The 14,605-nt window shown below is 69.9% G+C and carries 12 protein-coding genes and 1 pseudogene; 12 read left to right on the plus strand and 1 reads right to left on the minus strand.

The genetic code is table 11. From position 1 onward, the window contains the following. The first annotated feature begins 239 nt into the window (after window positions 1–239). The 11 genes and pseudogenes from ABTV91_RS11885 to ABTV91_RS11935 form a co-directional block, all read left to right on the plus strand. Window positions 240–2,627 carry a methyl-accepting chemotaxis protein gene (locus ABTV91_RS11885; protein ID WP_433851628.1) on the plus strand — a complete coding sequence of 796 codons (2,388 nt, stop codon included), beginning with the start codon at window positions 240–242 and terminating at the stop codon, window positions 2,625–2,627. A gap of 131 nt (window positions 2,628–2,758) precedes the next feature. After that, window positions 2,759–3,532: a flagellar brake protein gene (locus ABTV91_RS11890; RefSeq protein WP_433851629.1), complete on the plus strand. Its 774-nt coding sequence runs from the start codon at window positions 2,759–2,761 to the stop codon at window positions 3,530–3,532. An 84-nt stretch (window positions 3,533–3,616) separates the two neighbouring features. Next, window positions 3,617–4,108: a chemotaxis protein CheW gene (locus tag ABTV91_RS11895; RefSeq protein ID WP_433851630.1), complete on the plus strand. Its 492-nt coding sequence runs from the start codon at window positions 3,617–3,619 to the stop codon at window positions 4,106–4,108. A gap of 116 nt (window positions 4,109–4,224) precedes the next feature. Further along, complete coding sequence (locus tag ABTV91_RS11900; RefSeq protein WP_433851631.1) at window positions 4,225–4,605, plus strand: hypothetical protein; 381 nt, start codon at window positions 4,225–4,227, stop codon at window positions 4,603–4,605. Window positions 4,606–4,690: 85 nt separating this feature from the next. Then, on the plus strand, window positions 4,691–7,078 hold the full coding sequence (locus ABTV91_RS11905) for a methyl-accepting chemotaxis protein (protein ID WP_433851632.1): 2,388 nt from the start codon (window positions 4,691–4,693) through the stop codon (window positions 7,076–7,078). A gap of 214 nt (window positions 7,079–7,292) precedes the next feature. Beyond that, on the plus strand, window positions 7,293–9,446 hold the full coding sequence (locus tag ABTV91_RS11910) for a methyl-accepting chemotaxis protein (RefSeq protein ID WP_433851633.1): 2,154 nt from the start codon (window positions 7,293–7,295) through the stop codon (window positions 9,444–9,446). 10 nt (window positions 9,447–9,456) lie between these two features. Next, complete coding sequence (locus ABTV91_RS11915) at window positions 9,457–10,302, plus strand: CheR family methyltransferase (RefSeq protein WP_433851634.1); 846 nt, start codon at window positions 9,457–9,459, stop codon at window positions 10,300–10,302. Beyond that, window positions 10,299–10,895, plus strand: coding sequence for a chemoreceptor glutamine deamidase CheD (gene cheD / locus ABTV91_RS11920; protein WP_433851635.1), 597 nt, complete (start codon window positions 10,299–10,301; stop codon window positions 10,893–10,895). Before ABTV91_RS11915 ends, cheD begins: the two co-directional genes overlap by 4 nt. Then, a complete protein-coding gene (locus tag ABTV91_RS11925; protein ID WP_433851636.1) occupies window positions 10,892–11,974 on the plus strand; it encodes a protein-glutamate methylesterase/protein-glutamine glutaminase in 1,083 nt (360 codons plus the stop codon). The genes cheD and ABTV91_RS11925 overlap by 4 nt, the downstream gene beginning before the upstream one ends. Window positions 11,975–11,977: 3 nt before the next feature. Further along, entirely contained in the window at window positions 11,978–12,283 is a 306-nt protein-coding gene (locus tag ABTV91_RS11930) for a PAS domain-containing protein (RefSeq protein ID WP_433851637.1), read from the plus strand. A gap of 124 nt (window positions 12,284–12,407) precedes the next feature. Next, window positions 12,408–12,653 (plus strand): annotated as a pseudogene (locus tag ABTV91_RS11935) (PAS domain-containing protein); the annotation flags it as partial. Here the strand turns inward: ABTV91_RS11935 and ABTV91_RS11940 are convergent. Then, window positions 12,599–12,772: a hypothetical protein gene (locus tag ABTV91_RS11940; RefSeq protein WP_433851638.1), complete on the minus strand. Its 174-nt coding sequence runs from the start codon at window positions 12,770–12,772 to the stop codon at window positions 12,599–12,601. The pseudogene ABTV91_RS11935 and the gene ABTV91_RS11940 sit on opposite strands and share 55 nt — an antisense overlap. Before the next feature lie 53 nt (window positions 12,773–12,825). On the opposite strand from ABTV91_RS11940, the gene ABTV91_RS11945 reads away from it, so the two are divergent. Next, on the plus strand, window positions 12,826–14,550 hold the full coding sequence (locus ABTV91_RS11945) for a putative bifunctional diguanylate cyclase/phosphodiesterase (protein WP_433851639.1): 1,725 nt from the start codon (window positions 12,826–12,828) through the stop codon (window positions 14,548–14,550). The last annotated feature ends 55 nt before the right edge of the window (window positions 14,551–14,605 follow it).

Raw genomic sequence — 14,605 nt, forward strand, 5'->3', positions numbered from 1 at the left:
CCTCCGCGGAAAACCCGGCAACAGGCAACACAGGCAGACCCCGGCCCCTCTGCAGAGGGCCGGTTCCGCGACCCGGTTCCATCCCGATCCCGCCTCACGTCATGGATTGACACCTCCCGCCCATCGCCACTGCAGATGGCCATGGGAGCGCCGATAACACGGGAGGCAGCTGTTCGCCCGTGCCCGAGGACGCAGGGCCATCCCCTTCACTGCGCGACGATGGAAAAGGAAACAGCCGGATGAATACCCAAACTGCCCTGCGTATCTTCAGCGACCTGCCGCTGCGGCGGAAATTCATGCTGATGCTCGCCATCCTGGCGGCCGGCATCGTCGCCCTGTGCCTGGTCACCGCCAAGCGCAACCACGACGAACTGATCCACAACGAACGGCGGGCGCTGCATACGCGCGTGGAGGCGGCGCTGGCTCTGGCCAACCGCTACGCCGACCGCGCCGCCGCCGGCGAGCTGAGCGAGCAGGACGCGCGGCGGCAGGCGCTGGCCGCCATCGAATCGCTGCGCAGCGCCGACGGCAGCGACTACCTGTGGGTGAACGACGAACACCCCACCATGCTGATGCACCCCTACCAGACCGCGCTGAACGGAAAGGACCTCAGCGACACCACCAGCGCCGACGGCAAGAAGATCTTCGTGGAGATGGTCAGGCTCGGGCAGCAGGACGGCGGCGGCTTCCTCGACTACACCTGGCCCAAGCCCGGGGTCGACGGCGCGGTGCAGAAGATCTCCTACGTCGGCCTGCACAAGCGCTGGGGCTGGATCATCGGCAGCGGCGAATACACCGACGACATCGCCGCGCGCGCCTGGAGCTTCAGCAAGGTGCTGATCCTGGCCGGCGTGCTGGTGCTGCTGTCGGCGCTACTGCTGTGCTGGCTGATCGCCCGTTCCATCCTGCGCCCGCTCTCCGGCGCGCTGGGCGCCATCCAGGCGGTCTCGCACGGCCAGCTGGACGTGCGCGTGGCTCCCCCTTCGCGCGACGAGATCGGGCAGATGTACAGCGCCATCGGCGAGATGGTCGGCCAGCTCCGCGCCCGCGCCGAACTGGACCATGCGCGCGCCGCCGAGGACCTGCGCATCCGCACCGCGCTGGACGAGGTCACCACCAGCGTGATGATCGCCGACGCCGACCTCAACATCATCTACGCCAACCACCCGCTGATGGAGATGCTGGGCAAGGCCGAGCAGGACATGCGCCGCGACCTGCCCCAGTTCGACATGCAGACACTGATCGGCAGCAACATCGACATCTTCCACAAACACCCGTCGCACCAGCGCCGGCTGCTGGGCGAGCTGCGCGGCACCCATCGCGCGCAGATCACCGTCGGCGGCCACGTGATGCGCCAGATCATCAACCCCGTCGCCGATGCCGACGGCAGGCGCATCGGCTACGTGGTGGAGTGGGACGACCGCACCATCGAAGTCCAGGTCGAACAGGAAGTCAGCGACATCATCGTCGCCGCCTCGCGCGGCGACCTGTCCGGGCGCGTGCGCCTGGAGGGCAAGAGCGGCTTCCTGCTGCAGATCTCCGAGCAGCTCAACGGCCTGCTGGCGGCCATCGGCACCAGCGTCGAGCAGGTTTCCGGCGTGCTGCGCGCGCTGTCGCACGGCGATCTCACCGTGCAGATGGAGGGCGACTACCGCGGTACCTTCGCCGACATGCGCGACGACGCCAACGCCACCGTCATCCAGCTCACCGGCATCATCGACCGCATCCAGACCGCGGCGTCCAGCATCCACCGCGCCGCGTCGGAAATCGCCACCGGCAACAACGACCTGTCGCGCCGCACCGAGCAGCAGGCGGCGAACCTGGAGGAAACCGCCGCCTCGATGGAGGAGCTGACCTCCACCGTGCGCCAGAACGCCGAGCACGCGCGCCAGGCCAACCAGCTGGCGCAGGGCGCGGCCGGCGTCGCCTCGCAGGGCGGCCAGGTGGTCGGCCAGGTGGTCACCACCATGGCCGATATCGAGGCCTCGTCGAAGAAGATCGCCGACATCATCAGCGTCATCGACGGCATCGCCTTCCAGACCAACATCTTGGCGCTCAATGCGGCGGTGGAAGCCGCGCGCGCCGGCGAACAGGGCCGCGGTTTCGCGGTGGTCGCCTCGGAAGTGCGCACGCTGGCGCAGCGCAGCGCCAGCGCAGCCAAGGAGATCAAGGAACTGATCGAGAACTCGGTGGACAAGGTGTCCGAAGGCTCGACGCTGGTGCACCAGGCCGGCACCACCATGGGCGAGATCGTCACCTCGGTGCAGCGCGTGACCGACATCATGGCGGAGATCTCCGCCGCCTCGCAGGAGCAGAGCGCCGGCATCGAGCAAGTCAACCAGACCGTCACCCAGATGGACGAGACCACCCAGCAGAACGCCGCCTTGGTCGAGGAAGCCACGGCCGCGGCGCGTTCGATGGAAGAGCAGGCCAACGACCTGGCGTCCGCGGTTGCGATGTTCCGCACCACGTCCACCCAGGCGACGCCGGTCGCGCGGCCGGTGCTCAAGGTCGTACCGTCCACGCCCACGCCCACGCCCACACCGGCGCCGCAGACGCCCGCGCGTGCGCGCCCGGCCCCGCCGGCCGCCGCCACGACCGACGGCGGCGACTGGCAGGAGTTCTGAGGCGGATCGCACGGGATGGCGCCGGCGACGCGACGCCGGCGCTAAAGAGCAGCGGGCAGGAGCCGATACACCATGAAACCCTGCCGGTATGCTGTTGCCTTCAGGCCTCCGCCTTCCCTGTTCCAGAGACCATGTCAGAGCGCGAACCGACGGAATCCGTCCTTTCCTCCTTCGACGGCAACCTGTATGCCGACGAGAAGTACATGGTCCGCAATCCGCGCCAGATCCGCCTGCTGCTGCAGGCGCTGATCGACCAGCGCGCCACGATCGCGGTCCATCCCGACGGCCGCGAACAGTCCTATCCCAGCGCCGTGCTGGAGCTGGACGAGGACGACCTCCTGCTCGACGGCAGCCCGCTGCCCGCGGTCAACCGCAGCGTCGGCGAGGCATCGCACCTGCTGTGCTTCGCGCAGGTGGACAAGGTCATGGTCCGGTTCCGGCTGGAACACCCGCAGGTACTGGCCGAGGACGGTCGCACTGCGTTCCGCGTCGGGTTTCCGGAAGAGGTCTATCACCTGCAGCGGCGCGAGCTGTACCGGCTGGAGACGCCGGTCGGCGATTCGCCGTGGTGCGTCATCCCCGACCCCCACGGCGGCGATCCGCTGCGCTGGCGCGTGGTGGACATCAGCGCCGGCGGCATCGCCATCCTCCTGCCGCCGGACCTGACCCTGCTGCGCCTGCAGCAGCGCCTGGGCGCGTGCGAACTGCAGTTGCCCGACACGGCGCCGGTCCCGGTCACCCTGGTGGTCTGCAGCCAGCTGGTGCGCAAACAGGCCAACGGCGTCGAACAGCAGCGCGTCGGCCTGCGCTTCGAGAACCTGCCGCGCGGCGCCGACGCGGCCATCCAGCGCTACATCTTCCGCGTCGACCGCGAGCGCAAGGCGCGCCTGAACGGCGGCGTCTAGCCGGCCGCCTAAAGTCCTGGCCACCGGCGCCGATACACGGAGTGTCCCTCCTCCGCACCCGCACGCCGCCAGGACCCGAACCCAATGAACGACACCAGCGCCCACGCCGCCAGTACCGGTGGCGAGTACCTCAGCTTCACGCTCGGCAACGAGCACTACGGGGTGGACATCCTCAAAGTGCAGGAAATCCGCGGCTACGACGCGGTCACCCGCGTGCCCGACGCCCCGGACTACATCAAGGGCGTGATCAACCTGCGCGGCACCATCGTGCCGGTCATCGACCTGCGCCTGAAGCTGCGCCTGGACGAGGCGCGCTACGACGCCTTCACGGTGATGATCGTGCTCAACGTCGAGGACCGCGTGGTCGGCATCGTCGTGGACAGCGTCTCGGACGTGATCCCGCTCAACGCCGAACAGATCCGCCCCAAGCCGGAGTTCGGCGCGGCCGTGGATACCCGTTTCATTTCCGGCATCGGCACCCAGGACGAGCGCATGCTGATCCTGCTGGACATCGAGACCCTGCTCGACACCGCCGACCTGGGCCAGGCCGCGGTCGCCGAAGACGCCGCCGCCTGACAAAACCGCGATAGCGGTCACATTTCAATGCGCGACGTATCAATCATCGGCCCCGGCTGCCGATACCGAGCGCATGGCCGGCCGTTTGCCGGTGAAAACCCAATCCGGAGAACAAGATGTCCAAGACCCTCATTTCGCTGATGTCCGCGGCCCTGCTGGCAAGCGTGTCCCTGGCCGCCGCCGCCGACGAGATGATTCCGCCCGAGAATGCTCCCCGCTTCGCCGGCAAGGACGGCATGGTCTGCGGCAAGGTCGAGAAGGCGCGCTACGCCGAAGGTTCCGAAGGCCAGCCGACCTTCCTGCACATGGGCGGCGCGTTCCCGCGCCACACCTTCTCCGCGCGCATCCCCGGCTCGGCGCGCGGCAATTTCAGCTTCGATCTGATGACGCTGGAAGGCAAGACCGTATGCGCGATCGGCAAGATCCAGCGCGACGCCTCGCGCGCGGAGATCGAGGTCACCTCGCCGTCCAGCCTGAAGCTGGCCAACATCAAGTAATCCATCCCCTCGTCGCCGCGCTGGCCCGGCCGGCGCGGGCTCCGGCGCGCCGTCGCCGGGGAACGCAGCAGGAGACAGCGCAACCATGCAGTGGATCAAGAACCTCAACCTGATGCCGAAGCTGATGCTCACCTTCGGCATCGTCCTGTTCGTGATGCTGGTCCAGGGCATCGTGGCCTATCGCGGCCTGCACTCGCTGGACAGCGTCACCAACGAGATCGCGGACAAGCGCATGGCCGGCCTGCGGACCAGCGGCGAACTGGCCGGCATGGTCAGCGAGTATCGCAACGCGTCCTATCAGAGCCTGATCCGCGCCAGCGACGACGTGAAGGCCGAGGCCAAGACCCGCGCCGGCGAACTGCGCACCCACATCGACGAATCCATCGGGGCGTACGCCAAGCTGGTCGACAATCCGCAGCAGCGCAAGCTGTTCGATACCTTCGTCGCCGACTGGGACGCGACCAAGAAGTCCTACGATTCGGTCACCGAACTGCTGGAACTGGACCTGCCCGACGACGCCATCGACACCTTCGTCGGCGAAACCCGCAACCTGCACCGCAAGGCCTATGCCTCGCTCGAGGCGCTGTCGGCCGACGAGAACGCCCGCGCCCAGGCGGCCAGCGACCAGGCCGCCGAAACCTATTCCGCCTCAGCCACCATCACCGTGATCACGGTCCTGGTCGGCGCCGGCGCCGGCCTGCTGCTGGCCTGGCTGTTCGCCCGCTCGCTGGTCGGCTCGATGCGCGGCGCGGTGGACGTCGCCAACGAGATCGCCGGCGGCAAGCTCGACGGCACCATCGACACCCGCCGCGCCGACGAGGTCGGCGAGCTGCTGCGCTCCATGCAGCGCATGCAGCGCGACCTGCGCGAGCGCATCGAACGCGACCAGGCCATCGCGGCGGAGAACCTGCGCATCCGTACCGCGCTGGACTACTCCTCCACCGGCGTCTACCTGACCAATCCGGACCTGCAGATCGTCTACGCCAACCGCGCCCTGGCCCACACGCTGGAGCGGTACGCCGACGACATCAACGGCGCGCTCGACCATTACGACGCCTCGCGTCCGCTGGTCGGCCAGCCGGTGACCGCCCTGGAGTTCCGCGGCGAGATGGACCACGGCGTGCTCGACGCGCTGCAGCGCACCGGCGTGGCTTCGCGCCAGATGCGCTACGGCGACGCCCAGTTCGCGCAGACCATCTCGGCCATCCGCGACGAGGCCGGCAGCGTCGTCGGCCATGTCGTGGAGTGGCGCGACCGCACCACCGAAGCCATGGTCGAGCGCGAAGTGGCGCGGGTGATCGACGCCGCCGCCGCGGGCGACCTCAGCGGCCGCATCGGCACCGACGGCAAGGACGGTTTCTTCCTGGAGCTGGCGCGCCAGCTCAACAGCCTGCTCGACGCCAACGCCGCCAGCCTGGAGCAGATCTCCGGCCTGCTGTCGGCGCTGTCGCAGGGCGACCTGACCGTGCGCATGCAGGGCGATTTCCAGGGCGTGTTCGCCAGGATGCGCGACGACGCCAACGCCACCGCCGAGCAGCTGACCGCCATCGTCGGCCGCATCAAGCAGTCGGCCACCGCGATCAATTCCGCCGCCGGCGAGATCGCCTCGGGCAACAACGACCTGTCGCGCCGCACCGAGCAGCAGGCCGCCAACCTGGAAGAAACCGCCGCCTCGATGGAGGAACTGACCTCCACCGTGCGCCAGAACGCCGAGCACGCGCGCCAGGCCAACCAGCTGGCGCAGGGCGCGGCCGGCGTCGCCTCGCAGGGCGGCGACGTCGTCGGCCAGGTGGTCACCACCATGTCGGCCATCGAATCCTCGTCCAAGAAGATCGCCGACATCATCAGCGTCATCGACGGCATCGCCTTCCAGACCAACATCCTGGCGTTGAACGCGGCGGTGGAAGCCGCGCGCGCCGGCGAACAGGGCCGCGGCTTCGCCGTGGTCGCCTCGGAAGTGCGCACGCTGGCGCAGCGCAGCGCCGGTGCCGCCAAGGAGATCAAGGAGCTGATCCAGGATTCGGTGGGCAAGGTCGGCGAAGGTTCGCAGCTGGTCCGCCGCGCCGGCACCACCATGGGAGAGATCGTCAGCTCGGTGCAGCGCGTGACCGACATCATGGCCGAGATCTCCGCTGCCTCGCAGGAGCAGAGCGCCGGCATCGAGCAGGTCAACCAGACCGTCACCCAGATGGACGAAACCACCCAGCAGAACGCCGCGCTGGTGGAGGAAGCCACCGCCGCCGCGCGTTCGATGGAAGAACAGGCCGCGCACCTGGCCGAGGCCGTGGCGCTGTTCCGGCTGGACGAGCGCGACGCGCCCGCAGCGCCCGTGCGGGTGGCGCCCGCCCCCGTCGCGGTCGCCGCACCGCCCGCGGCGGCGGCACCGGCCGCGCTCCCGCCCGAACCGCGCACGCGCAGCCAGGCACGCGTGGCCGTGGCCGAGGCCATGGACTCCGACTGGCAGGAGTTCTGACCGTTCACCCACAGCAACCCCGGCGCAAGCCGGGGTTCTGCTATCGGCCATGCGCCGCCGCGGCGCGAGCATGCCGGCGTGTGATGCCGGTCCGTTTCCAGCCGCTTCCCGCCGCTCAACTTGCCTGATACCCGGCCGATATCTCCAGGTGAGTCCCCCTCCGCGCCCATGTCGCGGTGCCGGCTGTCCCCTCCCCTTTCCCCCCTGTCCGCGCATGAACATTTTCCGTAGCTGGTCGAGCTTCATCTCCAACATTTCAGTACGTGGCAAGCTCAACCTGCTTACGGCCATCATCGCCATCGGCGTGGTCGCGCTGGCGGTGGTCGCCGCGCGGATGCAGTACCTGGATCTCTACGAGACGCGCAAGGTCTCGCTGCAGAGCGACGTCGAACTGACCTACGGCGTGCTGGACCACTACGTCGAGCGCGTGGCCGACGGCACCCTGCCGCTGGAACGCGCGCAGGCCGAGGCGATCGCCGCGCTGGAAACCATGCGCGCCAAGGGCGATTCCAGCTACTTCAACGTCTACAGCACCGACTACGTCGTGCTGATGCACCCGTTCCGCAAGGATCTCGTCGGCAAGGACATGAAGGACTTCCGCAGCGACGACGGCGTGCGCCTGTACCACGACCAGGTCGAGGCGGCGAAGGCCGGCGGCGGCTACGTGGGCTATGAGTGGGCCAAGCCGGGGCAGGACAAGCCCGTTCCCAAGCTCGCCTACGCCGGCATGTACAAGCCCTGGAACTGGGTGATCTCCACCGGCGTCTACATGGACGACGTGCAGAACCAGGCGCTGCGTTTCACCGGCATCATGACCGTGGCCGGCGGCGTGCTGGTGCTGCTGGTGTTCGGGCTGAGCTGGGTGATCGGCAGCCGCATCGTGCTGCCGCTGCGCAAGGCCACGGCCGTCGCCGACGCCATCGCCGGCGGCCGCCTGGACAACGCCATCGCCCAGACCTCGCGCGACGAACCGGGCCAGCTGCTGGGCAGCATGCAGCGCATGCAGGCGCAGCTGCAGGCGGTGATCGCCGCGCAGCAGGAGATGGAACGCCAGCATGATGCCGGCATCATCAGCTACCGCATGGACCAGGCCCGCTTCCCCGGCGACTACGGGGTGATGGTGGCCGGCACCAACCAGCTGGTGGGCAACCATATCGGCGTGAAGATGCAGGTGATCGAACTGGCGCAGCGCTATGCCGTCGGCGACCTCACCCGCGACATGCCGCAGCTGCCCGGCGAGAAGGCCGAGATCACCGAGACCATGGCCACGATCAAACGCAACCTCAACGCGATCAGCAGCGAGATCCGGCGCCTGAGCAGTGCCGCGGCCGGCGGCGACTTCAGCCAGCGCGGCGACGAGGAACGCTTCCAGTTCGACTTCCGGCAGATGGTGCACAACCTCAACGCGATGATGGAGGCCACCGACCACAGCCTGGCCGAAACCTCCAGCCTGCTGCAGGCCATCGCCCGCGGCGACCTCACCGCGCGCATGCACGGCGACTTCCAGGGCGTGTTCGCCCGGATGCGCGACGACGCCAACGCCACCGTCGACCAGCTGACCTCGATCGTCGGCCGCATCCAGCAGGCCGCGTCCAGCATCAACCTGGCCGCGTCGGAAATCGCCACCGGCAACAACGACCTGTCGCGCCGCACCGAGCAGCAGGCGGCGAACCTGGAAGAAACCGCCGCCTCGATGGAGGAGCTGACCTCCACCGTGCGCCAGAACGCCGAACACGCCCGCCAGGCCAACCAGCTGGCGCAGGGCGCGGCCGGCGTCGCCTCGCAGGGCGGCCAGGTCGTGGGCCAGGTGGTCACCACCATGGCCGACATCGAAGCGTCCTCGCGCAAGATCGCCGACATCATCAGCGTCATCGACGGCATCGCCTTCCAGACCAACATCCTGGCGTTGAACGCGGCGGTGGAAGCCGCGCGCGCCGGCGAACAGGGCCGGGGCTTCGCCGTGGTGGCGAGCGAGGTGCGCACGCTGGCCCAGCGCTCGGCCGGCGCGGCCAAGGAGATCAAGGGGCTGATCGAGGACTCGGTGGAAAAGGTGTCCGAAGGCTCGACGCTGGTGCACCAGGCCGGCACCACCATGGGCGAGATCGTGACCTCGGTGCAGCGCGTGACCGACATCATGGCCGAGATCTCCGCCGCTTCGCAGGAACAGAGCGCCGGCATCGAGCAGGTCAACCAGACCGTCACCCAGATGGACGAAACCACCCAGCAGAATGCGGCATTGGTGGAGGAAGCCACCGCCGCCGCGCGCGCGATGGAAGAACAGGCCGTCGTGCTCGGCGATGCGGTCTCGGCCTTCCGCCTGCACGCTTCGTCTTCCGCAGTTTCACGCAACCTGGCCCTGGCCAGCTGAGGTCGACCCGGTGTCCCTGACCACCCCCGCTTCGCGCGATTTCGAGTTCAACGACCGCGACTTCCGCCGCGTCTGCGAACTGATCCACAAGCGTGCCGGCATCGCGCTGGCGCCGGCCAAGCGCGACATGGTCTACGGACGCCTGTCGCGCCGCCTGCGCGCCCTCGGCCTGCACTCGTTCCAGGACTACCTGGACCAGCTCGAGCGCGACGGCGGCGACGAGTGGCAGGCGTTCACCAACGCGCTGACCACCAACCTGACCTCGTTCTTCCGCGAGCCGCACCATTTCGAGAAGCTGCGCGAGGAGCTGCAGGCGCGCGCCCACCGCGCGCCGCTGCAGATCTGGTCGTGCGCGGCGTCCACCGGCGAGGAGCCGTACTCGCTGGCGATCACCGCCTGCGAGACCTTCGGCAGCCTCACCCCGCCGGTGCGCATCCTGGCCACCGACGTCGATACCCAGGTGCTGGCCACCGGCGCGCAGGGCGTCTACCCGGTCGAACGCATCGCCGGCCTCGACCCGGCGCTGAAGCGCCGCTATTTCCAGCGCGGCACCGGGCCCAACGAAGGCAAGTGCCGGGTGGTGCCGGCGCTGCGCAAGCTGATCGAGTTCCGCCAGCTCAACCTGCTGGCGCCGCGCTACGACGTCGGCGGGCCCTACGACGCCCTGTTCTGCCGCAACGTGATGATCTACTTCGACAAACCGACCCAGCGCGGCATCCTGTCGCGGCTGGTGCAGCACATGGGCGATGACGGCCTGCTCTATACCGGGCACTCGGAGAACTATCTGCACGCCGCCGACCTGATCCAGCCGTGCGGGCGCACGCTGTACCGCCGCGTGCGCGGAGCGGGGGCATGAACATGGCCGCACCCGCCGACGACGTGATGCGTTACCGCGATGCGCGTTTCCAGACCATCGCCGCCAAGCTGCTGCCCACCCAGTACCTGGTGGTGGACGACGACACCGCGCTGACCACCACGCTGGGTTCCTGCGTGGCCGCCTGCATCCGCGACCCGGTGCTCAAGATCGGCGGCATGAACCACTTCCTGCTGCCCGAGGGCAACGTCGGCGACGGCGCCCCCGCGCGCTACGGCAGCTATGCCATGGAACTGCTGATCAACGACCTGCTCAAGCGCGGCGCGCACCGCAAGCGCCTGGAAGCCAAGGTGTTCGGCGGCGCCAACGTGCTCAAGGGCTTCACCAGCAATCCGGTCGGCACCCGCAACGCCGAGTTCGTGCGCCAGTACCTGCGCGCCGAGCACATCCCGGTGCTGGCCGAGGACCTGCTCGGCATCCATCCGCGCAAGGTCTGGTTCTTCCCGCAGACCGGCCGCGTGGTCGTGCAGCGCCTGCCGCACGCGCACGAAGCCGAAGTGGCCGCCGCCGAATCGGCCGTGCGCGCGCGCCTGTCCAAGGCCCCGGTCACCGGCGGCGTGGAGTTGTTCGAATGAGCCTGCAAGCCCCCTGCCGCGTGCTGGTCGTGGACGATTCGGCGCTGGTCCGGCAGATCCTCACCGACCTGCTCGCGCGCGACCCCGGCATCGAAGTCGTCGGCACCGCCTCCGATCCGCTGATCGCGCGCGAGAAGATCAAGCGCCTGAACCCGGACGTGCTGACCCTGGACGTGGAAATGCCGCGCATGGACGGGCTGGCCTTCCTCGAGAACCTGATGCGCCTGCACCCGCTGCCGGTGGTGATGGTGTCCTCGCTGACCGAGCGCGGCGCCGACACCACCCTGCAGGCGCTGGCGCTGGGCGCGGTGGACTTCGTCGCCAAGCCCAAGCTCGACGTGGCCCGCGGCCTGGAAAGCTACGCCGCCGAGATCTGCGCCAAGGTCAAGATGGCCGCCCGCTCGCGGGTGCGCGCGCTCGCCGTGCCGTCGCAGGCCAAGCGCACGCTGGACACCATCGCGCCGTCCGCGGCGCCGGCCGGCGCGTCGTCCCTGAAGTTCCGCACCACCGATCGCCTGATCGCCATCGGCTCCTCGGCCGGCGGCACCGAGGCGCTGCGCGTGGTGCTGGAGATGATGCCGGCCGACGCGCCGGCCATCGTGCTCACCCAGCACCTGCCGGCCAGTTTCAGCACCGCCTTCGCCGAACGCCTGGACCGGCACTCGGCCATGTCCGTGCGCGAGGCCAGCGATGGCGAGGCGATCCTGCCCGGCCACGCCTACCTGCCGGTCGGCGGCCGCCACCTGCGCATCATCCGCGACGGCGCCCGCTGGCGCTGCCGCATCGACGACACCCCGCCGGTGAACCTGCACAAGCCGGCGGTGGACGTGCTGTTCCGCTCGGTCGCGCAGAACGCCGGCGCCAATGCCATCGGCGCCATCCTCACCGGCATGGGCGACGACGGCGCGCGCGGCCTGCTGGAGATGAAGCAGGCCGGCGCCCGTACCCTGGTGCAGGACGAGGCCACCAGCGTGGTCTGGGGCATGCCCGGTGCGGCGTTCAAGCTCGGCGCCGCCGACGAAGTGGTGCCGCTGGAACAGGTCGCCGGCCGTCTTCTGGCCTGGGCGCAACAGGGCTGACCGATGTCGCGCGCCGGAGCGGACGACTCCCGGGCACCGGCAGCGCCATCGGGCGAAGCGGCGCTGCGCCGCTGCCTGCAGGACGCGGCGGACGGCCTGCTCGTCCTCGACCCGGACGACCGCATCCTGCTCTGCAACGACCGCGCGGGCGCGCTGCTGGGCGTCGACCCGGCGCGCATCGCCGGCACCGCGCTGCCGGAGCTGCTCGCCCCCGAGAGCGCCGGCGCTGGCTTGAACCGGCACCGTCCTCGACGCCACTGGCGCTGGCCGGCGACGCTCGGCCCGGGCGCCTGGCCGACCTCACCCTGAGCGCCGCCCGCGACGGCGACCTGCGCCTGGCCACCGTCCGTCGCGCCGCTGCCGGCGCGGACGAACAAGAGCACGCCCGCGCCTGCTGTCGCAGGCGCTGGACTGCAGCGACAACGCGATCTTCCTGTGCGACCGCCACGCCCGCATCCGTTACGTCAACGAAGGCTTCGTGCGCATGCTCGGCTATGCGCCCGAGGAAGCGATCGGCAGGCTGCCGCGCGAGCTGGTGCGCGGCCCGCATACCGACGTGTCGACGCTGGACCGCCTGGGCGAGCAGCACCGCGCCGGCCGCGCCCATCGCGACCACCTGCTCGGTTACCGCAAGGACGGCAGCCCGCTGTGGCTGTCGGTGGTCGCCACGCCGCTGGCCGACGCCGGCCACGGCCTGGTCAACGTCTTCACCGACATCACCGAGGCCAAGACCCACGAGGTCCTCAACGGCAAGGTGCTCGACGCGCTGGTGCGCGAGGAGCCGCTGGCCGCGACCATGGCGCTGGTCTGCGAGGAGGTCGAGCGGGTCGCGCCCGACCTGCGCGTGGCGGGTGACCCGCCGCGGCATCGACGGCCACCTGTCCACGCTTGCCGCCCCCGCGCCGCTGCTGCCGGCCGACGGCGCCGCGTGGGAGCATCCGGCCTGCCAGCAGGCCGTGCGCCGCGGACGTCCGGTGGAAGTGGCCGACATCGCCGCGGACCCGGCCTTCGACGGCCGCCGCGACGCCCTGCTGGCGTCCGGCCTGCGCGCCTGCTGGTCCAATCCGATCCGCGCCACCTCCGGCCAGGTGCTTGGCACGCTGTCGTTCCACTGCCACCAGGCCGGGCCGCCCTCGCCCCGCCACCGCCGGCTGGCCGAACTCTGCCTGCACCTGTGCGCGCTGGCGCTGGAGCGCGAGCAGGCGCGCTCGCGCATGCACCGGCTGGCGTTCTACGACGTGCTCACCGGCCTGCCCAACCGGGTGATGTTCACCGCGCTGAGCGAACAGCCGCTGCTGCAGGCCGAGCAGCAGGGCGCGCCGATGGCGCTGCTGTACCTGACCCTGGACCGGTTCAAGCGCATCAACGAAAGCCAGGGGCACGCGGCCGGCGATGGCCTGCTGCGCGACCTGGCACGCCGCCTGCACGACATCGCCGGCGCCGAGGCGGTGGTCGCCCGCCAGGTCGCCGACGAGTTCACCGTGCTGGTCCCGCACTGCGCGCAGCACCAGGTCGCCACGCTGTGCGAGGAACTGCTGGCGATGATCGCCGCGCCCACCGTGGTCGGCAGCATGACCCTGCACGCCAGCGCCAGCATCGGCGTGGCCATGTACCCGGACGACGGCCGCGCGCTGGACACCCTGCTGCGCCACGCCGACCTGGCCATGCGCCGGGCCAAGGACGAAGGCGGCGGCCGTTTCCGTTTCTTCAGCGCCGACATGAACCGGCTGGCGCAGGAGCGCCTGCTGCTGGAGGCCACGCTGCGCGATTCGCTGCGCCACGGCGGGCTGCGCCTGCACTACCAGCCGCAGGTGCAGGGCGACGGCAGCGGCCTGTACGGGGTGGAAGCGCTGCTGCGCTGGCGCCACCCGCACCTGGGCGACATCCCGCCCGCGCGTTTCGTGCCGCTGGCCGAGGAATGCGGGCTGATGACCGAGCTGAGCCGCTGGGTGCTGGAGGAAGCCTGCCGCCAGCAGGCGGACTGGCGCCGGCGCGGGCTGGAGGTGCCGCGCATCGCGGTCAACCTGTCGGCCAGCACCTTCGAGCTGCCGGCCCTGGTCGAGCAGGTACGCCGGCTGCTGGAACGCCACCAGCTGGCGCCCGGAGCGCTGGTACTGGAAATCACCGAGAGCGTGATGCTGTCCGAGCAGCCGCAGGTGCCGACCAACCTGCACGCGCTGCATGCGCTGGGCGTGCAGCTGTCGCTGGACGATTTCGGCACCGGCTATTCCAGCCTCAGCCACCTGCACCGCCTTCCGATCAGCGAGATGAAGCTGGACCGCAGCTTCATCAGCGAGATCGGCCACGACCCCACCGCCAGCGCGCTGATCCTGTCGGTGCTGCGCATCGGCGAGAGCCTGGGCAAGCACGTGGTCGCCGAGGGCGTGGAAACCGAGGCGCAGCGCCGGTTCCTGATCGACAACGGTTCGCCGGTGCTGCAGGGCTACCTGTTCTCGCCGGCGCTTTCGGCCGACGACTTCGAACAGTGGCTGGGCCGTCAAGCCTTCGCGGCCACCGCCGCGCAGGTGCGGGGCTCGCCCCGCACGGGTTTTCCCGGTGAAGCCTTTCGCGGCTGAAACCGCTCCTGCCCGGACGCATCGCGCCACCCGCGGGCCGGACGACCGATAATGC

The organism is Stenotrophomonas nitritireducens (assembly GCF_050984405.1).
GTDB lineage: Bacteria > Pseudomonadota > Gammaproteobacteria > Xanthomonadales > Xanthomonadaceae > Stenotrophomonas > Stenotrophomonas nitritireducens_B.

Coding starts and splice junctions, on each gene's coding strand:
- ABTV91_RS11885 (WP_433851628.1), top strand. CDS start 240: ATGAATACCCAAACTGCCCTGCGTATCTTCAGCGACCTGCCGCTGCGG.
- ABTV91_RS11890 (WP_433851629.1), top strand. CDS start 2,759: ATGTCAGAGCGCGAACCGACGGAATCCGTCCTTTCCTCCTTCGACGGC.
- ABTV91_RS11895 (WP_433851630.1), top strand. CDS start 3,617: ATGAACGACACCAGCGCCCACGCCGCCAGTACCGGTGGCGAGTACCTC.
- ABTV91_RS11900 (WP_433851631.1), top strand. CDS start 4,225: ATGTCCAAGACCCTCATTTCGCTGATGTCCGCGGCCCTGCTGGCAAGC.
- ABTV91_RS11905 (WP_433851632.1), top strand. CDS start 4,691: ATGCAGTGGATCAAGAACCTCAACCTGATGCCGAAGCTGATGCTCACC.
- ABTV91_RS11910 (WP_433851633.1), top strand. CDS start 7,293: ATGAACATTTTCCGTAGCTGGTCGAGCTTCATCTCCAACATTTCAGTA.
- cheD (WP_433851635.1), top strand. CDS start 10,299: ATGAACATGGCCGCACCCGCCGACGACGTGATGCGTTACCGCGATGCG.
- ABTV91_RS11925 (WP_433851636.1), top strand. CDS start 10,892: ATGAGCCTGCAAGCCCCCTGCCGCGTGCTGGTCGTGGACGATTCGGCG.
- ABTV91_RS11930 (WP_433851637.1), top strand. CDS start 11,978: ATGTCGCGCGCCGGAGCGGACGACTCCCGGGCACCGGCAGCGCCATCG.
- ABTV91_RS11940 (WP_433851638.1), bottom strand. CDS start 12,772: ATGGTCGCGGCCAGCGGCTCCTCGCGCACCAGCGCGTCGAGCACCTTG.